Here is a 26,378-nt window from a genome sequence, read left to right as displayed (position 1 = left end):
TATTTACCCAATAGAGAGTAATACGCTGATTTCCCATCGTTAGTCAGTCCCTACTGACATCGCTACTCATCAGTTTACCGCTATCCCATCCGTTGGCCGCCAGCCTGCGGGATGAAGCGCTTTTGTCGCTGTTGAACGTCAGCACTACGCTGCGCTATCGCACGACATAATTTACCATCCGGTAGCACACCTGCTCGCTGCCGCTACCTAATAGAAAAAGGAAAAGAGGATGAGTTCACTCCCGGTTATGGTGCTGTTCGGGCTGTCATTTCCCCCCGTATTTTTCGTCTTACTGGTGTCGCTGACCCTGTTTTTTGTCGTGAACCGCCTGCTGCAACCGACGGGTATCTATGACTTTGTCTGGCATCCGGCGCTGTTTAACAGCGCGCTGTTCTGCTGCTTGTTCTATTTATTATTCCGTTACGGTCTGTGAGGCGTCTGTGAAAAGTTTCTTTTTAACCTTGTTTAGGCAGCAGGCCGTACTGATCAAAAAGCTGAGCCGTGTAGTCATCACGCTGGTGATTGTGCTGTGTGCAATTGTGGCCATTTTTCGTGTTTGGGCGTTTTACACCGAATCGCCCTGGACGCGTGATGCCAAATTCACGGCGGATGTGGTGGCGATAGCACCGGACGTCAGCGGGTTGCTGACTGACGTTCGCGTCACGGACAATCAACTGGTGAACAAAGGTGACGTGTTATTTGTCATCGACCAACCTCGTTACCACCAGGCTGTGGCACAGGCGGAAGCCGATGTTGCTTACTATCAGGCGCTGGTGACGGAAAAACGCCGGGAATCAGGACGTCGTGCGCGGCTGGGCGTCAGTGCGATGTCACAGGAAAATATCGATCAGTCCAGCAATGCGCTAGAAACCGCAACGCACCAGCTTGCTAAAGCGCAGGCGGTATTGTCACTGGCAAAATTGGAGCTGGATCGCACCGTGGTACGCGCGCCTGCCGACGGCTGGGTCACCAACCTGCATGTGCAAAGCGGCGAGTTCATTGAACGCGGTAATACAGCGGTAGCGCTGGTGAAGAAGGATTCGTTTTACCTGCTGGCGTACATGGAAGAGACCAAGCTTGAAGGCGTTCGCCGTGGCTATCGTGCGGAAATTACCCCGCTGGGTAGCGAAAAGATATTTTACGGCACCGTTGATAGCGTGGCGGCTGGGATAAATAACAGCAGCAACAGTGCGAACACTAAGGGCCTGGCTAACGTAGATTCCAATCTGGAGTGGGTGCGTTTAGCGCAGCGCGTACCGGTAAAAATCCGCCTCGATCGGCAAATGGGTGACCTCTACCCAGCGGGCACGACGGCGACGGTGGTGGTTACTGGCGAGCAGGTCAACAATGACAAAAAGCCGTCGCCGCTTATCCGCCTGCTTTATCGCCTGCGTGAGTTTGGCTAAGTGAGGCGATGATGAAAACTTCGTCGTTGACAGGCTCTATGTTCTTTACGACACCGAAATTTGCTCGCCTTCGCTTTGCTTTCAAACTGAGCTTTGCGATTGTACTGTCCCTGTTTCTGGGGTTCCACCTACAGTTGGAAACGCCGCGCTGGTCGGTTCTGACGGCGGCGATTGTCGCTGCTGGCCCCGCATTCGCGGCGGGCGGCGAGCCGTTTTCCGGTGCAATTCGCCATCGTGGCATATTACGTATTATCGGGACGTTTATTGGCTGTATTGGTGCGCTTGTTATCATTATCGCTACTGTTCGTGCGCCTGTGGTAATGCTGATGCTGTGCTGTATTTGGGCTGGCCTCTGCACCTGGGTTTCCTCGCTGGTTAAAGTTGAAAACGCCTATATATTTGGGCTGGCGGGCTATACCGCGCTGATTATTATTGTGTCGACGCAGGGAACGCCGCTGCTGACGCCGCAGTTTGCCGTGGAGCGCTGTAGCGAGATTGTGCTGGGCATCGTCTGTGCCATTCTGGCAGATTTGCTGTTCTCACCACGATCGATCAAACAGGATGTTGACCGCAGTATCGGTGAACTGCTGGTGGATCAGTATCGGTTACTGCAACTCAGCATGAGCGGGGCGGAGAAAGAAGTGATAGATGCGGCATGGCACGCACTGGTGCGCAAAACGACTGCGCTCAGCGGCATGCGCAGCAGCCTGATGCTGGAGTCCTCGCGCTGGCAGAACAGCAATCGCCGCTTAATGTCATTGCATACGCAATCGCTCATGATGATCACTCAGGCGTGTGAAACTTACCTGATTTTGCAGGATGCACCGACCCCTATAAAAAGCAGTCTGAAGCTGGTGTTGGATCAGCCTGTTGAGTCGTTCCGTGATGTGCATTGTCGTGTGAAAGCATTGCGCCACCTGATTGCGGCTGACAGCCGTACCGTACCGCCTACGCTGATCGACTGGGTTGGTGCGGCGACGCGTTATCTGCTGATGGCGAAGGGCGTGCAGACCAACGGACGCATCAACACGATAGAAGCTGATGTGTTGAACAGTGATGTAGAAATTAAAGCGCCCTCGGCGGAAACCCATCATGCCATGATCAACGGCTTACGCACCGGTGTGGCGACGGCGCTGGGTTGCCTGTTCTGGCTCAGCACTGGCTGGACGTCCGGCAGCGTGTGTATGGTGATGATTGCGGTGGTGACGTCGCTTGCCATGCGTTTGCCGAATCCACAGATGATGGCGAAGGATTTTCTTTTTGGGACGATCTACGCGCTGCCACTAGGGGCGCTGATGTTCATGTTTATCATGCCGTCGACGCAGCAAAGTATGTTGCTGCTGTGTCTGAGCCTGGGGGTGATGGCTTTCTTTCTCGGGCTTGAAGTACAAAAACGTCGGCTGGGTTCGCTGGGTGCATTGGCCAGTACGATCAATATTCTGGTACTGGACAACCCGATGACGTTCAACGTTAGCCAGTTTCTGGACAGCGCGATCGGCCAGATCATCGGCTGTTTTCTGGCGCTGATGGTGATCCTGCTGATTCGGGATAACACCAAGGCGCACACGGGGAGAACGTTATTGAACCGCTTTGTGTATGGTGCGGTTTCGGCGTTGACCACCAACAGGGCGCGACGAAAAGAGAATCACCTGCCAGCGCTTTACCAACAGCTTTTCCTGCTGCTGAGCCGCTTCCCTGACGATATTGCCAAATATCGCCTCGCACTGTGGCTGATCATCATGCACCAACGTCTGAGAACGCTGGATATTCCGCAAAATGCGACACTGTCTGCCTTTCATCGCCAGATTCGTGCGACGGCAGAGCAGGTGATTTCAGCTCGGCGCGATGCTACGCGCAGCCGCTATTTTACACAGCTGTTGGATGAGCTTGAGCGTTATCAGCAGATGCTGACAGAACAGCAGCTTCCGCCGAGCGTGACTGCGCCCGTGGGTCGATTGACTGGGATCCTACGTGATTATCAGCATGCGCTGAGCAACTAATCATCTGTGGATGAGACGGCGCAGCCAACCTAACGATTAATCCTAGAGTGGCGCAGGTCGTGCCCATCACTCCTATACTGAATTATCCAGAGCTTCCCTCAGAACGTCATGGGATATGACCATTTTCAGGAGGTAACACGATGTCAGGACACCATTTGCAGGATCATGAACTGTTTAAAACGGGCTACTTCGTTGCGGGGAAATGGCAGCAGGGCGGAACCACTTTCGAGGTGGTGAATCCGGCGACGGGTGAGTCTATTGCCAGCGTAGCGAAAGCAGGAAAGAAAGAGACGCAGGCGGCGATTGACGCTGCTCATGCCGCATTCCCTGCCTGGAAGCGTAAAACCGCGAAGGAACGTTCTGAAATTCTGTATCGCTGGTATGAGCTGATTCTGGAGAATAAACGCTATCTGGCAGAGTTGATGACCGCAGAGCAGGGCAAACCGGTGCAGGAAGCCGAGGGAGAAGTCGTTTACGCGGCGAATTTCATCCAGTGGTTTGCCGAGCAGGGAAAACGTGTCAACGGCGAAATTATTCCTCCCGCCAAGCCCGGCTCGAAGATTTATGCCACGCGTGAACCGGTTGGTGTCGTTGTGGCGATTACACCGTGGAATTTCCCGCTGGCGATGTTGACGCGTAAGTTAGGGCCCGCGCTGGCGGCGGGGTGTACCGGTGTCATCAAACCCGCGAACAACACGCCGCTGTCTGCGTTTGCGCTGTTGGCGCTGGCACAGCAGGCGGGTGTGCCGGATGGCGTACTCAACGGCGTTGCGGGCGATACGCAGGCGATTAGCGATACCGTCATGGCGAGCGATAAAGTGCGCAAAATTTCCTTCACCGGCTCAACAGAGGTAGGGAAAACGCTGGTGCGCAACGCGGCCGACACCATGAAGAAAGTGTCGATGGAACTGGGCGGCAACGCGCCTTATATCGTATTTGATGATGCGGATATTCAGGCCGCTGTGAAAGGCGCGATGGCTAACCGCTTCCGCAATGCGGGTCAGGTTTGCGTCAGTGCCAACCGATTTTATATTCAGGACGGCGTCTACGAGGCGTTTGTTTCCCAGCTTGCAGAAGAGGTGAAAAAGCTGAAGGTCGGAAACGGTATGGATGACGGTGTAGAGCTTGGTCCACTGATTGATGATGCCGCCGTCGATAAGGTGGAAAAACACGTCAATGACGCGGTGGAAAAAGGCGGAAAGGTGCTTGTTGGCGGTAAACGACACAAGCTGGGCCACAGCTTTTTTGAACCGACAGTGATTGTTGATGCTAACGAAGCGATGCTGCTTGCGCAGGAAGAAACCTTTGGCCCAGTCGCTCCATGTTTTCGTTTCAAAACGGAAGAAGAGGTCATTGAACGCGCCAACAATACGCCATTTGGCCTAGCGGCTTACTTCTACAGCCAGAATTTGCAGCGTGTGTTCCGTGTGGCAGAAGCGCTGGAGAGCGGCATGATTGGCATTAACGAATGTGCTGTTTCGACCGAGCTGGCACCCTTTGGCGGCGTGAAAGAATCGGGATTAGGTCGTGAAGGCTCTGTGCTGGGGCTGGACGAATTTCTGGAAGTGAAAACCTGGCATCTAGGCGGGCTGTGATCTGAATGAATGTTGCGATCTGAATTGATCGTGAACGCAATGAGATACGGGTAAAGCACGGGATGAGTGATTACTCCTCATCCCGTTATCGCCGTTAATCTGTGGTTTCAGCTAGCTCACGCAGATACTGGAAGATCTGGCGGGTGGCTTTCGGCGGTTTGTTCGCGGCTTTCTCTTTTTGGGCATTGCGCACCAGAGAACGCAGCTGCTGACGGTCGGCATGTGGATACAGCGCCAGAATCTCTGGAACCACATCGTCTCCTTCGGCAATCAGGCGGTCGCGCAGCTGTTCCAGTTTGTGGAATAACGCCACCTGCTGGTTATGACGGTTGTTCAGCTTATCCAGCGCGGTTTGGATCGGTTCTGGATCGCGGGCGCGCAACATTTTACCAATCAGCTGTAGCTGACGGCGGCGGCCTTCTTTCTTGATCCTCTGCGCCAGTTCCACTGCCGCACGCAGATCGTCGTCCAACGGGATCTTCTCCAGGGCATTTTTACCCAGATCAACCAGTTCCGCACCGAGATCTTTCAGCGCTTCGGCGTCACGCTTTATTTCGCTTTTACTGACCCAGATAATTTCATCATCTTCGTCGTCTTCTTGATTATCCGGGACGTCATTCAGCCAGTCTTCGGGTTTTTGTTTCATGGTTGGCTCCTAAAAAGTGTCCAGGAGCAATGCTTAACGCAACGCGTAGCGGCTCCGGGATGGTGAACAGCGCGCCCACCAGAAAAAAGAGGCTGATACTAACAGGTTTGGGCTTTGTGCGAAATTGTCCGTAGATCCTGTTAGACTAGAAAGCATTATGCTACACCTTTTTATGCTCGTCATACTTCAAGTTGCATGTGCGTTGGCTGCGTTCAGTCACCCGAATCACTTACTTGAGTAAGCTCATCGGGATTCCTTCGCTTGCCGCCTTCCTGAAACTTGAATTATTTAGAGCATATTTCTCTCTACTCATATTTTTCGAGTGGGGATGATGGTGAGCTTTCTTCCACTCATTATGGCAGAACAATGACGATAACTACTCAGGTTGCAGAGCAGCGTAAAGCGCTGGAACTCGCGGTTGCTCAGGCGTTGGAACTGGCGCGTGCCGGCTCTGATGCGGCAGAAGTCGCGGTGTCAAAAACGACGGGCATTAGCGTCAGTACCCGTTATGGTGACGTTGAAAATGTTGAATTCAACAGTGATGGTGCCTTGGGCATCACGGTTTATCATCAACAGCGTAAAGGCAGCGCATCGTCTACCGATCTCAGTCCAGATGCGATAGCACGTACCGTACAGGCCGCGCTGGATATTGCGCGTTATACCTCTGTCGATCCTTTTGCGGGCCCAGCGGATCGCGATCTTCTGGCGTTTGACGCGCCGGATCTGGATCTGTTCCATCCGACTGAGCTTGATGCGGATCGTGGCATTGAGTTAGCCGCTCGCGCAGAGCAGGCTGCATTACAGGCTGACAAGCGTATCACCAACACCGAAGGCGGCAGCTTTAACAGCCACTATGGCGTTAAGGTGTTCGGCAATAGCCACGGCCTACTGAAAAGCTACTGCTCCAGCCGTCATTCCATGTCCAGCTGCGTGATTGCTGAAGTGAATGGCGATATGGAACGGGATTATGCTTACACCGTCGGTCGTGCGCTGGAAGATTTACTTAGCCCAGAATGGGTGGGTGAAGAGTGCGCGCGTCGGACGTTATCCCGCCTGTCACCGCGTAAATTGCCAACCATGCAGGCACCGGTGATGTTTTCTGCGGAAGTGGCGACGGGTCTGTTTGGTCATTTGGTTGGTGCCATCAGCGGCGGCAGCGTTTATCGTAAATCCACTTTCCTGCTGGATAAGCTCGGTCAACAGATTCTGCCAGAGTGGCTGACGATTGAAGAACATCCGCATCTGCTGAAAGGGCTGGCCTCTACGCCGTTCGATAGTGAAGGTGTGCGGACGCAGGCGCGTGACATTGTGAAGGCTGGCGTGCTGCAGACCTGGCTGATGACGAGCTACTCCGCACGTAAGCTGGGGATGCAGAGCACCGGCCACGCTGGGGGTATCCACAACTGGCGGATTGCCGGACAAGGTTTGGATTTCAACGGTATGTTGAAACAGATGGGCAAAGGCCTGTTGGTGACCGAACTGATGGGGCAAGGCGTGAGCGGTGTAACGGGGGATTATTCCCGCGGGGCATCCGGTTTCTGGGTCGAAAACGGCGAAATTCAGTATCCGGTCAGCGAGATTACGATCGCGGGTAACCTGAAAGACATGCTGCGTAATATTGTGACGCTAGGGAACGATATCGAAACCCGAAGCAATATCCAGTGTGGTTCCGTGTTGCTACCAGAGATGAAGATCGCAGGGGAATAAACCTGGCTTGCATGAGTAACCGTCGCCGTCGGCAGTGTCCGACGGCTGTTACTCTATCGCATTTCTCTGGCTTAGCGGTGGTACTCGCCTGCGGCTTCTGGCTGATAGAGTAGTTCTAATACTTCAATTCGCGTTTCTTCACCGTTTGGCAGTTGCCAGGTGATAGCGTTTCCCACATGCATTCCCAATAGTGCTGCGCCCAGCGGAGCCATCACCGACAGCGGTTCTTTACTGTCCTTCACTGCAGATGGATAAACCAGCGTGCGGATATGCTCTTCGTTGGTATTCAGATCGCGGAAACGCACCCGACTATTCATGGTGACGACATGTGAGGGAATCGATGCTGAAGGCAGAATTTCTGCGCGATCCAGTTCTTCATTCAACGCCTGTGCGATATCGCTGTCCGCAAAGGCGGGCTGCTCCAATAACTTATCCAGACGTTCTGCATCCAATTCACTGATTGTCAGGTTAGGTTTCGTCATACTCCTCTCCAGTTGATGTTTTCAGATGATATAAAAATAACCCCCCGCGCCCAGAGGAGCAGGGGGTATAAGAAAATATGATATTAGGGATAGTAGGAGGTTCGGAAGGGAAAGTGAAGCACTAAGGTCTACAGATAGCCTGCTAAGGAAATAGCTAGTCTTCGTCGAACCCCGCTTCGAATAGCCCGATGACGGCAGCAAGCGCCTGTTCTTCGTCTTGACCAGTGGCTTCTACTTCGATGAGGCGACCTTTGGCCGAGTCCAGCATCAGCATGGCAATGACGCTGCTAGCTTCCGCTTCGGTGCCGCTGTCATTACGCAGTATCACTTCCGCATCAAAGCTCTGCACCAGCTCAAACAACTTCATCGCTGGGCGGGCATGCATACCCAGCTTGTTTTTAATTTCAACCGTTTGCCGAACTGTCATGGGTTACCTGGCTGTGCTGGTTTGCCGACTATCACGAGGGTTTCCGCTTTTCCAGCGTACGGTGGCGTGACTGCACGTTTTTACCGCGTGAGCGGAAGTAGTCAGCCAACTGCTCAGCGACATACACCGAACGGTGTTTACCGCCAGTACAGCCAATAGCGACAGTCAGATAGCTACGGTTATTGGTTTCCAGCATCGGCAGCCACAGTTCGAGATAGCTGCGAGTCTGGTAGATGAAATTGTGAACTTCGGTATGTCGGTCGAGGAAGGACGCAACGGGCTTATCCAGACCCGTCATCGGGCGCAGTTTCGGATCCCAGTGCGGGTTTGGCAGGAAGCGCACGTCAAAGACGTAATCGGCATCGATAGGAATGCCATGCTTGAAGCCGAACGATTCGAACACCATGGTGAGTTCACGCTCTCGCTTGCCGAGTAGTCGCGTACGCAGCATTTCGGCCAGTTCGTGTACTGACATCTCTGAGGTGTCGATAATCAGATCGGCGCGCGAACGCAGCGGTTCCAACAGATCACTTTCTTCATCAATCGCGCTTTCCAGCGACAGATTCTTGCTGGATAGCGGGTGTAGACGACGGGTGTCACTGTAACGACGGATCAACGTATTGCGATCGGCATCCAGAAACAGTAGTTGAGGTGAGAAACTTGGTGGCAGTTGCTCCATGGCGTGCTCAAAGATTTCCGGCGATTCCGGCATATTGCGCACGTCAATGCTGACCGCTGCGGAAATGTTACGTGCCGCAAGCGTATTAGCCAGTTCTGGCAGTAGCACCACGGGTAGATTATCTACGCAGTAGAACCCCATATCTTCCAATGCGCGCAGGGCGACAGATTTCCCTGAACCTGAGCGACCACTGACAATCATCAGCACCATCTGACGACTCCCCTCTGGCAATGTGATGGCGAATTTTCATTGCCGCTGTTTTTATAAAGTGATGTATAGCTAAAAAAATGACGGCTTAGCGCACGGATTGCAAGCATTCTCTGACTCTACAGCGAATTGCCCGTCATCGTGAATATGACGATTATCCGGTTCAACCGGCTTCCGTCATAATCTGGTACAGCTCTTCATCGCTTTGCGCCGCACGCAGGCGTCGGCAAACCGTTTTATCCGCCAGCCGCTTGGCAACAAGCGACAGGGTATGTAAATGGGTTTTACATTGTTCCGCGGGAACCAGCAAGGCAAAAAGCAGATCAACGGCCTGATTATCAATGGCATCGAAAGCGATCGGTTGCTCTAACTGAATGAAAACACCGATGGCGCCCAGCGCATTATCGTCTTCCAGCTTACCGTGAGGAATGGCAATGCCGCCGCCGATTCCCGTACTGCCCATACGTTCCCGGGTGAGAATGGCATCGAAGATAATCTGTGAAGGAATATTGAGCTGCTTAGCGGCCAGCTCACTGATAATTTCCAATGCCCGTTTCTTACTCTGGCAGTGGACGGTGCTTCGGGTGCACTCAGGACGTAAAACGGTGCTGAGTTGCAATACGGGATCGTGGCTCATTTTATTTTCACTTAACGACGCTTTCACTTCTGGTGATCCCGACCCACCTGTTCGATGGGCCGAGTTTGTTCCTTTACCAAACGGCAAAGGAGAAAATTAGTGCTGCTTAAGTTTATCTTTATGCTTATTAAGCTGTCTCGCCAGCTTATCAATCAATAAATCTATCGCGGCATACATATCTTCCGCTTCAGAGGTTGCATGCAGCTCCCCACCATTAACGTGGAGCGTGGCCTCGGCAATTTGCTGAACTTTTTCCACTCTCAATACCACATTGACCTGATTAATCCGGTCAAAATACTGCTCTAATTTGGCAAATTTTCCATTCACAAAATCACGCAGCGGTTCAGTGATCTCGATGTGGTGTCCGGTAATGTTGAGCTGCATAGTGTCTTCCTTCTCTGTTGAGATCAAATCAGTTGTTTACGCTGATTTGATGGTGGGATAGATAAAGACTCTCGGTATTTTGCAACGGTACGGCGCGCCACGATGATGCCCTGCTCGGAAAGCAAGGCAGTAAGCTTGCTATCGCTGAGTGGCTTCACGGGGTTTTCCGCTGCAATAAGCTTCTTCACCAGCGCGCGAATTGCCGTTGATGAGGCTTCTCCGCCGCTATCGGTATTTACGTGGCTAGAGAAGAAATATTTTAGCTCAAAAATGCCGCGTGGACTGTGCAGGAACTTCTGTGTCGTCACGCGTGAGATAGTGGATTCATGCATATCCACCGCCTGCGCGATGTCTGCCAGTACCATGGGCTTCATGAATTCTTCACCCTGCTCGAAGAAATCCTGCTGTTGCTCGACGATACAGCGGGTTACTTTCAGCAGCGTGTCATTGCGACTTTCCAGGCTTTTGATGAGCCAACGCGCTTCTTGCAGGTTGCTACGAATAAATTGGCCGTCGCTGTCGTTGCGCGAGCTGTTACCCAACGCCGCGTATTGCTGATTAATCTGCAAGCGGGGAACGCTGTCAGTATTCAGTTCAACGGCCCAGACGCCCTGAACTTTGCGCACTAGCACATCAGGGATCACGTATTCGGATTCACCCGTGTTGATCGACTGCCCAGGACGTGGATCGAGCGATTGGATCAGCGCCAGCGCTTCTTTCAGCACCTCTTCTTTCAGACGAGTAACGCGGATCAGGCTACGGAAATCATGGTTGGCTAATAGATCGAGATGATCGCTGACGATCAGGCGAGCTTCGGCCAGACGTGGTGTGCTGTCATCAAATTGGGAAAGCTGTACCAGCAAACAATCACGCAGATCGCGGGCGGCGACGCCAACGGGATCGAAGCGTTGAACGCGCTTAAGCACAGCTTCGACTTCTTCCAGCGTCACCTCATCGTCACCGATGCTTTCAAGAATGTCTCCCAGCGGCACGGTCAGGTAGCCAGTATTGTCCACGGCATCGACAATCGAGGTCGCGATGGCTGCATCGGTATCTGAAAACGGCGTCAGTTCAACCTGCCACATCAGGTAATCCTGAAGTGTCTGCGTGGTTTCACCTTGATAAATAGGAAGTTCTTCATCGCGATAGTCAGTGCCAGTGCCCGACGGTGTCCCTGCGGAGTAGATCTCATCCCAGGTGGCATCGAGCGGCAATTCTTCCGGCATGTCCCTTTGCTCAAGGGCTTCACCGGTATCCAGTGAATCGCTATCTGCCTTTTCAAATGACTCGATTTCGTCGTGCTGATCCGTTTGTTCGAGCAACGGATTGCTTTCCAGCGCCAGTTGAATCTCCTGTTGCAATTCAAGCGTGGACAGTTGCAACAGGCGGATCGCCTGTTGGAGCTGTGGAGTCATGGCCAGTTGCTGGCTAAGCCTGAGTTGCAAACCTTGCTTCATAAATCGCGCTAACGTCCCATAAGTACTGCAAAGAGAAAATATTACCCTATCAGAGTCGGAAGCCTTCGCCCAGATAGACGCGTTTCACCTGTTCATCGGCCAAAATTTCGGTCGGTGAACCGTGGGCGATCAGGTTTCCCTGACTCACGATATAGGCTCGTTCACAGACATCAAGCGTTTCGCGGACGTTATGATCGGTAATCAACACGCCAAGCCCGCTGTCACGCAGATGCTCAATGATTTTTTTAATATCCAGTACGGAGATCGGGTCTACGCCCGCAAACGGTTCATCCAGCAGGATGAATTTCGGATTTGCTGCCAGCGCGCGCGCAATCTCTACGCGGCGTCTTTCCCCACCGGACAGCGATTGTCCCAGACTATCGCGCAAATGAATAATATGGAATTCTTCCATCAGTTCATTAGCACGATCTTCCTGCTGCTCGGTCGTCAGATCTTTACGGATCTGTAACACCGCCATCAGATTGTCATAGACGCTTAAGCGACGGAAAATAGAGGCTTCCTGCGGCAAATAACCGATGCCACGCAGGGCACGTTCGTGCAGGGGAAGCAGGCTGATGTCATCGTCGTCAATGACGATGCGGCCTTCATCACGCGGGACGATGCCGACGACCATGTAGAACGTGGTCGTTTTACCTGCCCCGTTCGGCCCGAGCAGGCCGACGATTTCACCGGAATTGACGGTGAGGCTGACGTTTTCCACGACCTTACGGCCTTTGTACGCCTTGGCCAGATTTTCTGCGGTTAATGTTGCCATAACTTATTCAGTGACCCGTGGTTGCGGTTGTTGAGAACGAGAAGGCTGGTTCTTGTTCTCTTTCTCCTGAAGCTGAGAGGGGACTAACACCGTCGTCACGCGTTTTCCTTTGTCGCTGGTCGCTTCCATCTGCTGTTGTTTCACCAGATAAGTGATGCGATCGCCTTTTACATTGCTGTCCTGCTGTTCCAGATAGGCATTGCCTGTCAGCACCAGAAAGTCAGTGGCCAGCTCGTAGCGGATTTTCTGCGCGTGACCTTTTACCGGTTTGCCGTTGTCCTGCATCTGGTAGAACGTCACAGGGTTACCGTAACCTTCCACCACTTCACTGCCTTGCGCGCCCTGTGGACGCGTCACGACGACCTTGTCGGCTTTCACTTCAATCGTCCCTTGCTTGACGACAACGTTGCCGGTGAACGTCACCGTGTTGCCCTGCATGTCCAGAGATTGCTGTGCTGAATCAATGTGAATAGGTTGGTTGCTATCGCCAGTGACGGCAAAAGCGGAAACGCTGACGGCAAACAGCGAGCTGGCGATCAGGGTGTTACGCATCAGGTTATTGGTTTTGGATTTCATAAGAGGTTTTTACCTTTTCGATCAACTCGGCCGTTTTGTTACGCAGATTTCCGCGCATTTTCATTCCGCTTGAGGTAAAGCTGGTGCCGTACAGGGTGACTTCATCATCGGAAGAGACGTCCTGCGTGACCAGATTCACTTGGGCATTATTTGTTGTGATGCGCTGAAGCTGTGCGTCCTTCGTCAGGCTATTTACCTCGACGTGGCCGTACAGATAGAGCATCTTGTCTTTTGTCAGCTTGGCGCGATCGGCGCGTACTGACCAGGTTGCCGTGCCCTGTTCATTGAACAGCGTGGCAACAGGGGTCGTAAACCAACTTAACTGCTCGTCGTTGAAATATTCTGCTTTTTCCGAAATCAGTCTGTAGCTCAGTTTACCGGCAGGGCTATATACCTGCGTGTTGGTCTTTTCGCTGGTATAGACTGGCACGGCGGGATCGTTGGCATCCGGTGCCGTTACCGTGTTGTCATCCGCAATATTCCAGCCAATGAGGATAAGCACCAATAGTGCCAGAAAAGCGGTCAGCCAACGCTTGGTTTTACTCATATTGACAACCCTTTGGCATGCTCCAGCTTGTCCTGCGAAAATAGAATCAAATCACATAGCTCACGTACTGCGCCACGCCCTCCCGCAATGCGGGTGACATAATCTGCGCGCGGTAACAGCAGCGGGTGTGCATCTGCCACGGCAACGCTCAGCCCGACCTGTGCCATCACTGGCCAGTCGATCATGTCGTCGCCGATATACGCGACCTGATTGGCTGTTACGGACAGTTTATCTAACAGATCGTTGAAGGCCAAAACCTTATCCGATTGCCCCTGATAAAGATGGTTAATACCCAGCGTTTTACAGCGATCTTCCAGCAATTTAGCGGAACGCCCGGTAATGATGGCAACCTCAATGTCAGATGTCAGCAAGCAGCGAATGCCATAGCCGTCACGGACGTTAAAGGCTTTCAGCTCTTCACCGTGGTTACCCATGTAAATCAGACCATCGGACATCACGCCGTCAACGTCGCAGATTAACAGGCGAACTTCACGGGCTTTATCCAGTACCTGCTGATCGACCGGTCCATAACAGGTATCGGTTTGCGCCCTGGTTTCACTCATTCACAATTATCCTTTCTTTTTAAACCACGCCAGCCCGCAACATATCGTGCATATGGACAATACCGACCAGACGATCGTTTTCTGCCACTAGCACCGAGGTGATGTGGCGCGACTGCATCAGGTTCAGTGCATCCACCGCCAGCGTTTGCGGTGCGACCCGGATGCCGCCTGCGGTCATCACATCAGCAATGCGCGCGCTGTTCAAGTCTATATTCATGTCGAAGATGCGGCGCAGGTCACCATCAGTGAAGATGCCCTGAATTTTCATATCCGCCTCGCAGATTACCGTCATACCCAGATTTTTGCGCGTAATTTCCACCAGCGCATCACGCAGCGACGCATCGTGTGGGACATGGGGAATCTCGTCACCCGAATGCATGATATCGCTGACGCGCAGTAAAAGTTTGCGGCCGAGTGCGCCACCGGGGTGAGAAAGGGCGAAATCTTCGGCGGTAAAGCCACGCGCCTGTAGCAAGGCTACGGCTAGTGCGTCGCCCATGACCAGCGTCGCCGTGGTGCTGGTGGTGGGAGCCAGACCGAGCGGGCAGGCTTCCTGTGGGACATGGACGCACAGGTGAATATCCGCCGCTTTACCCATCGTACTGTCTGGTGCGCTAGTCATGCAGATCAGGAACACTTTCTGGCGTTTCAGAACGGGAATCAGCGAGAGAATTTCATGCGATTCACCAGAATTAGAAATGGCGATCACGATATCGTGCGGTGTCACCATGCCGAGGTCGCCGTGGCTGGCTTCGCCTGGATGAACAAAAAAAGCGGGAGTACCGGTGCTGGCGAAGGTTGCGGCAATCTTGCAGCCGATATGGCCGGACTTGCCCATCCCCATTACCACGACTTTTCCCTGGCAGTGAAAGATCTTTTTGCAGGCGAGGGTAAAATTGTCATCAATGTACTGGTCTAACTGCGCAAGCCCATCGCGCTCGATACTCAATACTTGCTTACCCGCCTGCTGGAAGTCGAAATCTGGCTGTAGTCTATGTTCGGATAGTGCACGGTCAGACTGCTGTTTTAGGTGAGCGTCTTGTTCAAACTGTGACATACCAATAGTCCTGATTATGATGAAAAACGGAACAATATATTGTGAGAAACAGAACTGCGTATTATGAAAAACAGAACAGCACCGTAAGGTAGGCGATAAACGCGCAGCATAATAATGCGCCTGCCCCCTGTCCTATTCGGCGTTTTTTGCTGAGGCACAGTGCAGTTAACAGCACGCTCGCCGCCAGCATGACCCAATAGTCGCGCTGAAAAATCTGAGGATTTAGCGCGCCCGGCGAAAGCAGCGCGGGTACGCCCAGCACAATCGCGATATTAAAAATGTTCGAGCCAATCAGGTTACCCAGCGCGATATCATCTTCTTTCTTCAACGTCCCGACGATAGCGGTAGCGAGCTCAGGCAGACTGGTGCCAATCGCCAATATCGTCAGCCCAATCGTCAATTCGCTGACATCAAAGTAACGTGCAATGACGGTCGCGTTATCCACCACCATACGGGCCGCCATGGGTAAAATAATCATGCCGAGAATCAACCACAGTACGGCGACCATCTGGTTACTGTCGTCCTGTGGAAGTTCCGCCAACTGTTCGCGAGTCAGGCTATCACCACCTTCCCGCTGCGCCTGTTGTGCCATGCGAAGTATCAACACCAGACACAGAATGGCAGCAAAGAGCAGCATCATGCCGTCGGCGCGGCTCAGGTAGCTATCATGCAGTAAAACGCCACACAATAAAGTGACCGACAACATGAGCGGCAATTCCCGGCGCAGTATGGCCGAATGTACGGTGAGTGGACGAATGAGCGCTGCGCCGCCGAGAATGAGTAAAATATTGGTGATATTGGAGCCGATAACATTACCGACGGCCATATCGTTTTGATCGTTTAAGGCGGCGGTAACAGAAACAATCAGCTCAGGTAGCGAGGTGCCGAAGCCGACAATGGTGATGCCGATGACGAAAGGAGGTAAGCCAAGAGAACGCGCAAGCACGGCAGCGCCATAGACAAGACGATCGGCACCGTAGACCAGTAATAGCAAACCAACGAACAAGAGTAGTGTTGCAAAAAGCATGCAGCGTCCTTTAATAGGATCATACTTCAAGCTGCATGTGCGTTGGTTTTTCTTGCTCACCCCAGTCACTTACTGGTGTAAGTTCCCAGAGACTCGCTGCGCCGCCGCCGTCCTGCAACTCGAATTATTTAGTGTATAATCACCAGCTTGTTGTCGAATAAGTCAGTATTCCTGGACGAATTTCGCACAAAAAGCATTTTTCTGTGATGAGTGCTAATTCTGACGGTGCTTGGCGAAAAAGTAAAACCTGTCGCGATAAGTAAAACCCGATAACGGTTTATGCCGCCATTTTGGACAAGAACTTACGGTAAGTTTTTGTAAAACTCTCACTTGCATAAAAGCCAGCCGTTAGGCTGGAGTGAAAGACCTCTATAAGCGTACTGATTGGTAAGGAATGGAAATAATGAACCATGAGGCAACTAATCTGGTCGAGATCCGTGGTCTTAGCTTTCGGCGCGGAGAGCGAGAGATTTTTACAGACATCACGTTGAACGTACCTAAAGGCAAGGTCACTGCGATCATGGGGCCTTCCGGTATTGGTAAAACCACGTTGCTGCGTCTTATTGGCGGGCAACTATCGCCGGACAGCGGTGAAATTTGGTTTGATGGCGAGAATATCCCTGTGCTGTCGCGCAGCGAACTGTACAACGCGCGCAAGAAAATGAGCATGTTGTTTCAGTCTGGTGCGCTATTCACCGATTTGAACGTGTTTGATAATGTCGCCTGGCCGCTGCGCGAACATACCCAACTACCGGAATCGCTGCTGCATAGCATTGTGATGATGAAGTTGGAAGCCGTGGGGCTACGTGGAGCTGCCGAGCTGATGCCAGCGGAACTTTCCGGCGGAATGGCGCGGCGCGCGGCACTGGCGAGATCCATTGCGCTCGACCCGCAGCTGATTATGTTCGATGAGCCTTTTGTGGGGCAGGATCCGATCACGCTGGGGACCTTGGTGAAGCTCATCGATGAGTTAAACCATGCATTGGGTGTGACCTGCATTGTGGTTTCTCACGATGTACCGGAGGTGATGAGCATCGCCGATTATGCGTATATCGTGGCCGACAAACGGGTGATAGCAGAAGGGACTGCGGATCAGCTCAGGGCAAATACTGACCCACAGGTTCGTCAGTTTCTGGATGGCATCGCCGATGGGCCAGTGCCTTTCCGTTTTCCTGCTGGTGACTATAAAACGTCGCTGCTAGGCTCAGGGGGTTAACGCAGTCATGTTATTACGGACGTTGGCGTCGCTAGGACGTCAGGGAATCTCCGCCAGTGCCTCGTTTGGGCGCGCTGGGCTGATGCTGTTTAATGCGCTGGTGGGTAAACCCGAATTTAGAAAGCAGTGGCCGCTGTTGGTGAAACAGCTTTACAGCGTTGGCGTGCAGTCGTTACTTATCATCATGGTTTCCGGTCTGTTCATCGGCATGGTGCTGGGGTTACAGGGTTATCTCATCCTGACGACTTACAGTGCCGAGGCCAGTTTGGGCATGATGGTGGCGCTGTCGCTGCTGCGTGAGCTTGGTCCGGTGGTGACGGCACTGCTGTTCGCTGGGCGTGCCGGTTCCGCGTTGACGGCGGAAATCGGCTTGATGAAGGCAACTGAGCAGCTTTCCAGCATGGAGATGATGGCGGTTGACCCACTGCGCCGCGTTGTCGCGCCGCGCTTTTGGGCGGGGTTAATCAGCATGCCGCTGCTGGCGGTGATTTTTGTCGCTGTGGGGATCTGGGGAGGCGCGCTGGTCGGTGTGGATTGGAAAGGTATTGACAGCGGGTTCTTTTGGTCTGCCATGCAGGGCGCGGTTGACTGGCGTCAGGATGTGTTGAACTGCGTGATTAAAAGTATCGTATTTGCGATTACCGTGACCTGGATTGCACTGTTTAACGGCTATGACGCGATCCCGACGTCTGAGGGGATTAGCCGTGCAACGACCCGAACCGTCGTGCACTCGTCGTTAGCGGTACTGGGATTGGATTTTGTGCTGACAGCACTGATGTTTGGGAACTGAGTCGATGCAAACAAAGAAAACTGAAGTCTGGGTTGGTGTGTTTATGTTGATCGCGCTGGCTGCCATCCTCTTTTTATGTCTGAAAGTGGCCGATCTCAAGTCGATCGGTAGTGAGCCAACGTACCGCCTGTACGCGACATTTGACAACATTGGCGGATTGAAAGCGCGTTCTCCGATCCGAATTGGTGGCGTGGTTATTGGCCGCGTGGCGGATATCTCGCTGGACGAGAAAACCTACCTTCCGCGTGTGGCAATGGATATTCAGCAGCGTTACGATCATATTCCCGATACCAGTTCTCTGGCTATTCGTACCTCTGGCTTGCTGGGCGAGCAGTATCTGGCATTGAACATCGGGTTTGAAGATGAGGATATGGGCACGACGATTCTGAAAGACGGTGGTGTGATTCAGGACACCAAGTCGGCCATGGTGCTTGAAGACCTCATCGGGCAATTCCTATATAAGAGCGGTGGCAATAGCGAGGATAATGCCGGTCAATCGGGTACGGAACCTGGTGCCGATCCTGCGGCCATGCCTGAGCACAACAACGAATCTGTTCCTTCACATCCATAAGAGGATATCTGCATGTTTAAACGTTTACTGATGGTGGCTTTACTGGTGGTCGCGCCATTAGCCAACGCGGCGGATCAAACGAATCCCTATCGTTTAATGAACGAAACGGCGGAAAAAACTTTCGATCGTTTGAAGAACGAGCAGCCAAAAATCAAGCAAAACCCTGACTATTTGCGTACCGTCGTGCGTGAAGAGCTGCTGCCGTATGTTCAGGTGAGATATGCCGGTGCGCTGGTTCTCGGTCGTTACTACAAAGATTCGACGCCAGCACAGCGTGATGCCTATTTCAAAGCGTTTGAAGCCTATCTGGAGCAGGCTTACGGTCAGGCTCTGGCGATGTATAACGGGCAGAACTATCAAATCGCCCCTGAACAGCCGCTGGGCAATGCCGACATTGTTTCCATTCGTGTCACCATCGTAGATAACGGCGGCCGTCCTCCTATACGTCTGGATTTCCAATGGCGTAAGAACAGCAAAACCGGTAACTGGCAGGCGTACGACATGATTGCCGAAGGTGTCAGTATGATCACCACTAAGCAGAACGAGTGGGCGACAATATTGCGCCAGAAAGGCGTTGATGGCCTGACTCAACAGCTAGAATCTTCGGCTAAGCAGACCATCACGTTGGATCAGAAAAAGTAATTTGGGTACGAATATGGCGAACGCATTGAACTGGCAGGCTCTGGAATCAACGCTGGCATTAACGGGCGATCTCGATCGTGAAACGCTGTTACCGTTCTGGCAGCAGCGTGAATCGTTGCTGGCGGGTAAAATCACGCTGGATGTGTCTGGATTAAACCGTGTTGATTCTGCTGGGTTGGCATTGCTGATGCATGTTTATCAGCAGCCGTCTTCAGGCGGTGAGATAACGATTGTCGGTGCCAGCGATCGGCTAAAAACGCTCATTGCGCTCTATAACCTGAATGAAATCATTCCTGTGTCTTAAACGGCAATGCTGATTGCCGGATTCGCCCCTTTAGGCATCGTCTGAAGGGGCGCATTCTTTGTTTAAGATAGCGCCATATTCATCTAAGATACCTCCCTGTAAATCATCTCCCCCTGACATAGAAATCGAGAGCGATGGAAAATAACGAAATTAAAGACGTGCTGATGAACGCATTAGCACTGGAAGAAGCCCATGTTTCTGGTGATGGCAGCCATTTTCAAGTCATCGTAGTGGGCGGACTTTTTGCTGGAATGAGCCGAGTAAAAAAACAGCAGGCTGTTTATGCGCCGCTGATGGAGTACATCGCGGATAACCGTATTCATGCATTGTCGATCAAGGCCTATACGCCGGAAGAGTGGCAACGCGACCGTAAACTGAACGGCTTCTAAGTATTCCCTGTACGAGAGGGAATAAACTGCTGGTATCAGTGTGACGAAATATTGAATTAAGACATCGAGATACAAAGACTATGGATAAATTTCGTGTTCAGGGCCCAACCCGTTTAGCGGGGGAAGTGACCATTTCCGGCGCCAAGAATGCTGCGTTGCCAATCCTGTTCGCTGCGTTACTTGCAGAAGAGCCGGTAGAGATTCAGAACGTACCGAAACTGCGCGATATTGATACCACCATGAAGCTGCTTGGTCAGTTGGGTGCGCGCGTTGAGCGTAACGGTTCTGTCCATGTGGATGCCAGCGATGTAAACGTGTTTTGCGCGCCGTACGATCTGGTGAAAACCATGCGTGCTTCCATCTGGGCTTTAGGGCCGCTGGTGGCGCGTTTTGGTCAGGGTCAGGTATCGCTGCCCGGCGGCTGTGCGATTGGTGCGCGTCCGGTAGATTTGCATATTTACGGCCTTGAGCAGCTCGGTGCGCAGATCGTACTAGAAGAAGGCTATGTAAAAGCAACGGTTGATGGGCGCCTGAAAGGTGCGCATATCGTGATGGATAAGGTTAGCGTGGGTGCCACGGTAACCATCATGAGTGCGGCAACGCTGGCGGAAGGCACCACAATTATTGAGAACGCTGCACGTGAACCGGAGATTGTCGATACGGCAAACTTCCTGAATACGCTGGGTGCGAAAATCAGCGGTGCAGGCAGCGATAAAATCACTATTGAAGGCGTCGCGCGTCTGGGCGGCGGTGTGTATCGCGTTGTTCCTGACCGTATTGAAACCGGGACATTCCTAGTTGCGGCTGCGGTATCACGCGGTCAGATTACCTGCCGCAATACCCGTCCTGATACGCTGGATGCGGTATTGGCTAAGCTGCGCGAAGCGGGCGCGGATATCGAAGTTGGCGAAGATTGGATTAGCCTGGATATGCACGGTAAGCGTCCGAAAGCGGTTACCGTTCGCACGTCGCCGCATCCTGGATTCCCGACCGATATGCAGGCGCAGTTCAGCCTGTTGAATCTGGTCGCAGAAGGGACGGGTGTGATTACCGAAACCATCTTCGAAAACCGCTTCATGCATGTGCCTGAACTTATCCGTATGGGCGCACAGGCGGAGATTGAGAGCAATACGGTGATTTGCCACGGCGTTGATAAGCTGTCGGGTGCGCAGGTCATGGCGACCGACTTACGTGCGTCAGCCAGTCTGGTATTAGCCGGTTGTATCGCGGAAGGTGTGACGACGGTAGATCGTATTTATCATATCGATCGTGGCTATGACCGTATCGAAGATAAGCTGCGCGCGTTAGGCGCGAACATCGAGCGCGTTAAAGAACACGAGTAAGCGCTTCGCCTGTTTCTCTTCATATTATGTTTGTTAGCCGGGTGGGTTCCCGCCCGGTTTCTTGTTTGTCTGTCGACGTCACTTTTATCAACCGACTTTGCATGCCGCTATTGGGTCGGGAATTCCTGAATTGTCATTTGTAATGTGAATTGCTTTTTATCACGCTCAACCGTGACGGGGATGACGGTACCGGGGCGTATTTCCGACACCTGTTCCATGGTTTCAATAATCGAGCGTGCGGGCTTATTGTTTACGCTTAGAATGACATCTTCGATGTGGATCCCGGCTTTATCCGCAGGGCCGCCAGGATCGATAGTCTGAACCAGAATACCGCTTAATCTACCCTGTACATCAGGATTGTTGGTTAACGTACTGTTCTCAATTTTTTCGAGCTGTACACCGTTGACGCCAATATAGCCGCGCACCACGCGACCATCGCGAATCAGCTTGCCCATCACCTTGGTGGCTAGCGCCACGGGGATGGCGAAGCTAATACCTTCCGGCGTTTCGCCATTGCTGCTCTTATCAAAAGAAAGGGTATTAATACCAACGAGTTCACCGAGCGTATTGACCAGCGCACCGCCGGAGTTCCCGTGGTTAATTGACGCATCGGTTTGCAGCAGATTTTGGCGTCCTACCTGGCTTCTTTGTTGGCCGTAAGCGCTGAGGCTGACGCGGCCAGTGGCGCTGATGACGCCCTGCGTGACGGTTTGCCCCAAATTATACGGGTTGCCGATCGCCATCACGACATCGCCGACGTGCGGGAGACGGTCTGGATTCATGGGAATAACGGGCAGATTGACGCCATCAATTTGCAGCACAGCTAGATCGGTTAGGGAATCAGAGCCGATGACGCGGGCTTCGTACAGCCTGCCATCTGATAGCTCTATCTGGATCTGCTGCACGTTATTAATCACATGCTTATTGGTTAAAATATACCCTTTATCGTTCATGATGACGCCAGAGCCCAGAGGGTGAATAGCGACTTCATTGGGTTTTTCCGCATTGGAAACCCGATTATAAATATTAACCACAGCAGGAGCCGCACGGTTGACGCCCTGATGGTAGCTTACGGGCGAGCCATCAGTATTTCTGTCATTGTTTTTCAGAAATGACGTGCCAGACCCGATGAATGGGAGTACGGCCAGAATAATACCGGCAACGAGGGCACCAAATAGCGCTGAACGTAATAACTTAGCAAGCATGGCTGCGATTTACTGTGGAAAAAGGGAGATAAGGGGAGGATATCACGAGAAGTTCGGACACCGCATGGCTCGGTGTCCGATTTTTTATGGCGTGCCATCCCTGGCCGCCCCCCTTACGGGCCGTTGCTGATACAACGTTAAAAATTTCTCCCGGAAATTTTTTAACATCAGCGATTTTCTGGCTGGTTAGGCTGTCGTAAAAAACGACAAGCGATTAACGTAGCAGCAGATAGATCGTTTCTTCGCCCCGGACGATATTCAGTGCCAGAACGGAAGGTTTCGCTTCCAGCAGTTTGCGCAGTTGTGTGATGTTTTCAATACGCTCGCGGTTTACGCCGATGATGATATCGCCTTTTTGCAGACCAACCTGCGCTGCAGGTGTGTTCTTAGCAACGTTATCAATCTGCACGCCTTTGCTGCCGTCTTTCAATTGGCCATTGGTCAGCGATGCACCCTGCAATGACGGTGAAAGTGTTTCGGCGCTGGTTGATTCCGAAGTGCTGTTATCCAACACGACGGAAACTTCCTGCGGTTTACCATCGCGCAGCAGGCCGATTTTCACGGTCTTGCCCGGCGCGGTGGTGCCGACTTTGGCTCGCAGTTCTGCAAAGCTACTGATCGGTTTACCATCCAGCGTAGTCAACACGTCACCCGCTTTGATACCCGCTTTAGACGCAGCAGATTTCGGTAAGACTTCGCTGACGAAAGCGCCACGCTGTGCGTCGACGTTGAAGGCTTTCGCCATCTCAGACGTCATCTCGCTGCCTTTAATACCGAGCAGTCCGCGTTTTACCTCGCCAAATTCAACCAATTGCTGCGACAGATTCTGAGCCATGTTGCTAGGGATGGCGAAACCGATACCGATGTTTCCGCCGCCTGGAGCCAGAATCGCGGTATTGATACCGATCAGTTCGCCGTTAAGGTTAACCAGCGCACCGCCGGAGTTACCGCGGTTGATAGAAGCATCGGTCTGGATGAAGTTTTCCAGCCCTTCAAGATTCAGGCCGCTACGACCCAGTGCGGAGATAATGCCGGATGTTGCAGTTTGACCGAGGCCGAATGGGTTACCCACGGCAACGGCAAAGTCACCGACGCGCAACTGATCGGAATCCGCCATTTTCACGGCGACCAGATTTTTGGCGTCGTTCAACTGTAGCAGAGCAATATCGGTCTGCTCGTCGCGACCAATCAGCTTCGCATCATATTCACGCCCGTCATTAAGTTGGACGCGGATTTTGTCGGCGTTATTAATAACGTGATTGTTGGTGAGCACATAACCTTTTGCTGCATCAATAATCACGCCAGAACCCAGCCCTTCAAACGGACGAGAATTTTGTTTGTCCGTCGGGAAGTTCGGGCCAAAGAAGAACTTGAACTCTTCCGGTACGCGCTGACGCTGTACCTGTGTACCTTCAACATGCACGCTGACGACGGCTGGCAAGACTTTTTCCAGCATCGGGGCCAGGCTTGGCGTTTGTTGCCCTTGAACCACGGCAGGCAGCGCAGCATTCGCTACGGGAAGCGTGGACAGGGTCAAACCTATACTCATTGCCAGTGCACTAAATAATAATGACGTTTTTTTCATTGTTATTAACTCTCTCACGGCCTGCGGATGAATAAAACGATGATATATAAACTTAAAGACACGGTGAAGAGTCAGACTGGCGATCAATGTGTAAAGTTCACTGCTGTTTCGTCAGCAGATTGTAACTATCGCTTTTTATGGCGCGTGATCGGGTGATGACAGCCTGCGGTGTGCGTCTTAATAAGCGTAGAACAAGGGAGGGAAAGCGTGAGGCCAGAAAGCCTCACGTTATACCCGTCATACTTCAAGCTGCATGTATGTTGGCTGCGTTTACTCACCCGAATCACTTACTTGGGTAAGCTCATCGGGATTCCCTCTCTTGCCGCCTTCATGCAACTCGAATTATTTAGGGTATAATTAGTTGATATTATTTACGGATCGGGCGCTCGCCCCGCAGCAAACCTGACGCACCATCGGAATAATCGCGTGGTGGCATGTTCACCGGTGCCTGATCATTATCCGCTTCTGACTCGGTCAGACGGTATTTAAATGGATTATCCTGGCCGGGAACGTTAGGTAACAGGTTATTGGAGCTTTTCGCCATGTGCTGATAAAGCTGACGATAGTCATCCGCCATGTTATCCAACAACTCCGCACTGCGGGCGAAGTGTCCGACCAATTCCTGACGATAGTCTTCCAGTTCGGTTTTGCTTTTCTCCAGCTCATTTTGCAATACCTGCTGTTGCCGCAGCTTACGGTTACCAAAGCGCATGGCTACAGCACCAATAATAATACCGACAACTAAACCTATCAGCGCATACTCCCAAGTCATAATCGCTCCTATTTTGACGTCGTTGTCCCGTAGGGATTTTTCACTTAATAATAGTCACTATAACCGTTAACCTTGCCTGAGTGGAATCCTGATGCTCGATGACTGAAGGGAATGTTGATTCACCGCAGACATCAAGGTTGTTAACTGCGACGATTACGGCTTAAATCGACGGCAACACACAGCAAAACACGACTAACTTTTTTCTCAGGGATTGCGATGGCTACTCCACAGGCAACACGGCAGCAAACAACACCCTTGGCGCTTTACCAACAGGCACTTTCCGCCGGCGAATATCAACCGGACGAGGTGCAGCGGCAAACCGTTGTGCGTCTGGAAGCCATACATCAGGCGCTATGCGAACGTGCTGCGGATGGTGATGCGGAAGCGTCTGGCCGGGGGAAATGGCGTAGTTGGCTGGGATTACGTGATAAACGCGAATCAGCGCCGGTTCAAGGGCTGTATATGTGGGGCGGCGTCGGGCGTGGTAAAACCTGGCTGATGGATATGTTTTTTCATAGCCTGCCTGCCGAACGTAAGATGCGTCTGCATTTTCATCGCTTTATGCTGCGTGTACATGAAGAGCTGAATCAGTTTCAGGGGCAAGAAAATCCGCTGGAGAAAGTGGCCGACGGCTTCAAAGCCGAAACCGATGTACTGTGTTTCGATGAGTTTTTTGTCTCTGACATTACCGATGCGATGCTGCTGGCTGAATTGCTGCGTGCGCTGTTTGCCCGTGGTATTGCGCTGGTAGCGACGTCGAATATTCCGCCGGACGATCTCTATCGCAATGGATTACAACGCGCACGCTTTCTACCCGCCATTGAGCTAATTAAACAGCATTGTGAAGTGCGCAATGTCGATGCCGGTATCGATTATCGTCTGCGTACGCTGACACAGGCGCACCTTTATCTTTCGCCGCTGAATGAAGAAACGAGTGCTGCGATGCAGCAGATGTTCACTCGCCTGACGGGGAAAAAATGGCAGACGCCGGGACCGGTGCTGGAGGTCAATCATCGTCCGTTAACGACACTCGGCGTGAGCGACGGCGTGCTGGCTGTCGATTTCCACACGCTGTGTACAGAAGCGCGCAGCCAGAATGATTACATTGCGCTGTCGCGGCTCTACCACACGATGCTGTTGCACAATGTGACGGTAATGGACACGAAAGAAGAGAACACCGCTCGCCGTTTTCTGGCGCTGGTAGATGAGTGCTACGATCGTCGTATCAAATTGATTATTTCTGCACAGGCATCGATGTTTGATATCTACCAGGGAGAGCACTTGAAATTTGAATATCAGCGCTGTTTATCTCGTTTACAGGAAATGCAAAGCGAAGAGTACCTACGACAGCCACATCTGGCATAACGCAGGCTGCAGTTTTCGTCATTT

Annotated in this window: 29 protein-coding genes; 13 read left to right on the top strand and 16 right to left on the bottom strand. The window is 52.3% G+C overall.

Annotation, left to right across the window (positions count from 1 at the left end; genetic code table 11):
* Positions 1-229 precede the first annotated feature (229 nt).
* From aaeX to A0G03_RS05465, 4 genes are all read left to right on the top strand, one after another.
* Entirely contained in the window at positions 230-433 is a 204-nt protein-coding gene (aaeX, locus tag A0G03_RS05480; RefSeq protein ID WP_005975424.1) for a p-hydroxybenzoic acid efflux pump operon protein AaeX, read from the top strand.
* Between the two features lie 7 nt (positions 434-440).
* Positions 441-1,406, top strand: coding sequence for a p-hydroxybenzoic acid efflux pump subunit AaeA (aaeA, locus tag A0G03_RS05475; RefSeq protein ID WP_048258351.1), 966 nt, complete (start codon positions 441-443; stop codon positions 1,404-1,406).
* A gap of 38 nt (positions 1,407-1,444) precedes the next feature.
* Complete coding sequence (gene aaeB, locus A0G03_RS05470) at positions 1,445-3,406, top strand: p-hydroxybenzoic acid efflux pump subunit AaeB (protein ID WP_397242020.1); 1,962 nt, start codon at positions 1,445-1,447, stop codon at positions 3,404-3,406.
* 140 nt (positions 3,407-3,546) lie between these two features.
* Positions 3,547-5,001, top strand: a complete 1,455-nt coding sequence (locus A0G03_RS05465) for an NAD-dependent succinate-semialdehyde dehydrogenase (protein WP_048258352.1) — start codon at positions 3,547-3,549, stop codon at positions 4,999-5,001.
* A gap of 94 nt (positions 5,002-5,095) precedes the next feature.
* Here the strand turns inward: A0G03_RS05465 and yjgA are convergent, their stop codons facing one another.
* Positions 5,096-5,647, bottom strand: a complete 552-nt coding sequence (gene yjgA, locus A0G03_RS05460; protein WP_048258353.1) for a ribosome biogenesis factor YjgA — start codon at positions 5,645-5,647, stop codon at positions 5,096-5,098.
* Positions 5,648-6,013: 366 nt separating this feature from the next.
* Between yjgA and pmbA the strand changes: the two genes are divergently transcribed.
* The gene (gene pmbA, locus A0G03_RS05455; protein WP_048258354.1) at positions 6,014-7,354 is read left to right on the top strand and encodes a metalloprotease PmbA; all 1,341 of its coding nucleotides are present in this window, start codon (positions 6,014-6,016) and stop codon (positions 7,352-7,354) included.
* 71 nt (positions 7,355-7,425) lie between these two features.
* Here the strand turns inward: pmbA and rnk are convergent, their stop codons facing one another.
* From rnk to A0G03_RS05395, 12 genes are all read right to left on the bottom strand, one after another.
* A complete protein-coding gene (gene rnk, locus A0G03_RS05450; RefSeq protein ID WP_048258355.1) occupies positions 7,426-7,836 on the bottom strand; it encodes a nucleoside diphosphate kinase regulator in 411 nt (136 codons plus the stop codon).
* Between the two features lie 154 nt (positions 7,837-7,990).
* Positions 7,991-8,263 (bottom strand): PTS phosphocarrier protein NPr, encoded by a 273-nt coding sequence (gene npr, locus A0G03_RS05445; protein ID WP_011091918.1) that lies wholly within the window; start codon positions 8,261-8,263, stop codon positions 7,991-7,993.
* A 31-nt stretch (positions 8,264-8,294) separates the two neighbouring features.
* Positions 8,295-9,152 (bottom strand): RNase adapter RapZ, encoded by an 858-nt coding sequence (gene rapZ / locus A0G03_RS05440; protein WP_010296630.1) that lies wholly within the window; start codon positions 9,150-9,152, stop codon positions 8,295-8,297.
* 160 nt (positions 9,153-9,312) lie between these two features.
* Positions 9,313-9,786 carry a PTS IIA-like nitrogen regulatory protein PtsN gene (ptsN, locus tag A0G03_RS05435; RefSeq protein ID WP_048258356.1) on the bottom strand — a complete coding sequence of 158 codons (474 nt, stop codon included), beginning with the start codon at positions 9,784-9,786 and terminating at the stop codon, positions 9,313-9,315.
* Positions 9,787-9,882: 96 nt separating this feature from the next.
* The gene (gene hpf / locus A0G03_RS05430) at positions 9,883-10,170 is read right to left on the bottom strand and encodes a ribosome hibernation promoting factor (protein ID WP_011091920.1); all 288 of its coding nucleotides are present in this window, start codon (positions 10,168-10,170) and stop codon (positions 9,883-9,885) included.
* A gap of 23 nt (positions 10,171-10,193) precedes the next feature.
* On the bottom strand, positions 10,194-11,627 hold the full coding sequence (gene rpoN / locus A0G03_RS05425) for an RNA polymerase factor sigma-54 (protein WP_048258357.1): 1,434 nt from the start codon (positions 11,625-11,627) through the stop codon (positions 10,194-10,196).
* A gap of 49 nt (positions 11,628-11,676) precedes the next feature.
* Positions 11,677-12,402, bottom strand: coding sequence for an LPS export ABC transporter ATP-binding protein (lptB, locus tag A0G03_RS05420; protein WP_011091922.1), 726 nt, complete (start codon positions 12,400-12,402; stop codon positions 11,677-11,679).
* Positions 12,403-12,405: 3 nt separating this feature from the next.
* The gene (lptA, locus tag A0G03_RS05415) at positions 12,406-12,978 is read right to left on the bottom strand and encodes a lipopolysaccharide ABC transporter substrate-binding protein LptA (RefSeq protein ID WP_048258358.1); all 573 of its coding nucleotides are present in this window, start codon (positions 12,976-12,978) and stop codon (positions 12,406-12,408) included.
* The gene (gene lptC, locus A0G03_RS05410) at positions 12,959-13,525 is read right to left on the bottom strand and encodes an LPS export ABC transporter periplasmic protein LptC (protein WP_048258359.1); all 567 of its coding nucleotides are present in this window, start codon (positions 13,523-13,525) and stop codon (positions 12,959-12,961) included. Before lptC ends, lptA begins: the two co-directional genes overlap by 20 nt.
* Complete coding sequence (kdsC, locus tag A0G03_RS05405) at positions 13,522-14,088, bottom strand: 3-deoxy-manno-octulosonate-8-phosphatase KdsC (RefSeq protein ID WP_048258360.1); 567 nt, start codon at positions 14,086-14,088, stop codon at positions 13,522-13,524. Before kdsC ends, lptC begins: the two co-directional genes overlap by 4 nt.
* 19 nt (positions 14,089-14,107) lie before the next feature.
* Positions 14,108-15,145 (bottom strand): arabinose-5-phosphate isomerase KdsD, encoded by a 1,038-nt coding sequence (gene kdsD / locus A0G03_RS05400; RefSeq protein WP_048258361.1) that lies wholly within the window; start codon positions 15,143-15,145, stop codon positions 14,108-14,110.
* Between the two features lie 61 nt (positions 15,146-15,206).
* A complete protein-coding gene (locus A0G03_RS05395; RefSeq protein WP_048258362.1) occupies positions 15,207-16,172 on the bottom strand; it encodes a calcium/sodium antiporter in 966 nt (321 codons plus the stop codon).
* A gap of 403 nt (positions 16,173-16,575) precedes the next feature.
* Between A0G03_RS05395 and mlaF the strand changes: the two genes are divergently transcribed.
* From mlaF to murA, 7 genes are all read left to right on the top strand, one after another.
* Positions 16,576-17,388, top strand: coding sequence for a phospholipid ABC transporter ATP-binding protein MlaF (gene mlaF / locus A0G03_RS05385; protein WP_048258363.1), 813 nt, complete (start codon positions 16,576-16,578; stop codon positions 17,386-17,388).
* Positions 17,389-17,395: 7 nt separating this feature from the next.
* Entirely contained in the window at positions 17,396-18,178 is a 783-nt protein-coding gene (mlaE, locus tag A0G03_RS05380; protein WP_048258364.1) for a lipid asymmetry maintenance ABC transporter permease subunit MlaE, read from the top strand.
* Positions 18,179-18,182: 4 nt separating this feature from the next.
* Positions 18,183-18,749: an outer membrane lipid asymmetry maintenance protein MlaD gene (gene mlaD / locus A0G03_RS05375; RefSeq protein ID WP_048258365.1), complete on the top strand. Its 567-nt coding sequence runs from the start codon at positions 18,183-18,185 to the stop codon at positions 18,747-18,749.
* 12 nt (positions 18,750-18,761) lie between these two features.
* Positions 18,762-19,391 carry a phospholipid-binding protein MlaC gene (gene mlaC, locus A0G03_RS05370; protein ID WP_048258366.1) on the top strand — a complete coding sequence of 210 codons (630 nt, stop codon included), beginning with the start codon at positions 18,762-18,764 and terminating at the stop codon, positions 19,389-19,391.
* 13 nt (positions 19,392-19,404) lie between these two features.
* The gene (gene mlaB / locus A0G03_RS05365; RefSeq protein ID WP_048258367.1) at positions 19,405-19,695 is read left to right on the top strand and encodes a lipid asymmetry maintenance protein MlaB; all 291 of its coding nucleotides are present in this window, start codon (positions 19,405-19,407) and stop codon (positions 19,693-19,695) included.
* A 134-nt stretch (positions 19,696-19,829) separates the two neighbouring features.
* Positions 19,830-20,084, top strand: a complete 255-nt coding sequence (ibaG, locus tag A0G03_RS05360; RefSeq protein WP_010280170.1) for a BolA family iron metabolism protein IbaG — start codon at positions 19,830-19,832, stop codon at positions 20,082-20,084.
* Between the two features lie 80 nt (positions 20,085-20,164).
* A complete protein-coding gene (gene murA, locus A0G03_RS05355) occupies positions 20,165-21,427 on the top strand; it encodes a UDP-N-acetylglucosamine 1-carboxyvinyltransferase (protein WP_048258368.1) in 1,263 nt (420 codons plus the stop codon).
* A 107-nt stretch (positions 21,428-21,534) separates the two neighbouring features.
* Here the strand turns inward: murA and degS are convergent, their stop codons facing one another.
* The 3 genes from degS to zapG all read right to left on the bottom strand — a co-directional run bounded on the left by degS (position 21,535) and on the right by zapG (position 24,989).
* On the bottom strand, positions 21,535-22,632 hold the full coding sequence (gene degS / locus A0G03_RS05350; RefSeq protein ID WP_048258369.1) for an outer membrane-stress sensor serine endopeptidase DegS: 1,098 nt from the start codon (positions 22,630-22,632) through the stop codon (positions 21,535-21,537).
* Positions 22,633-22,846: 214 nt separating this feature from the next.
* Positions 22,847-24,217 (bottom strand): serine endoprotease DegQ, encoded by a 1,371-nt coding sequence (gene degQ, locus A0G03_RS05345; RefSeq protein WP_048258370.1) that lies wholly within the window; start codon positions 24,215-24,217, stop codon positions 22,847-22,849.
* Positions 24,218-24,584: 367 nt separating this feature from the next.
* Complete coding sequence (gene zapG / locus A0G03_RS05340) at positions 24,585-24,989, bottom strand: Z-ring associated protein ZapG (RefSeq protein WP_005975485.1); 405 nt, start codon at positions 24,987-24,989, stop codon at positions 24,585-24,587.
* A gap of 216 nt (positions 24,990-25,205) precedes the next feature.
* On the opposite strand from zapG, the gene zapE reads away from it, so the two are divergent.
* On the top strand, positions 25,206-26,354 hold the full coding sequence (gene zapE / locus A0G03_RS05335) for a cell division protein ZapE (RefSeq protein WP_048258371.1): 1,149 nt from the start codon (positions 25,206-25,208) through the stop codon (positions 26,352-26,354).
* Positions 26,355-26,378 lie beyond the last annotated feature (24 nt).

Source organism: Pectobacterium peruviense, assembly GCF_002847345.1.
Lineage (GTDB): Bacteria > Pseudomonadota > Gammaproteobacteria > Enterobacterales > Enterobacteriaceae > Pectobacterium > Pectobacterium peruviense.
The sequence above is the reverse complement of the archived record's forward strand: the minus strand, read 5'-3'. Positions and strand labels throughout refer to the sequence as shown.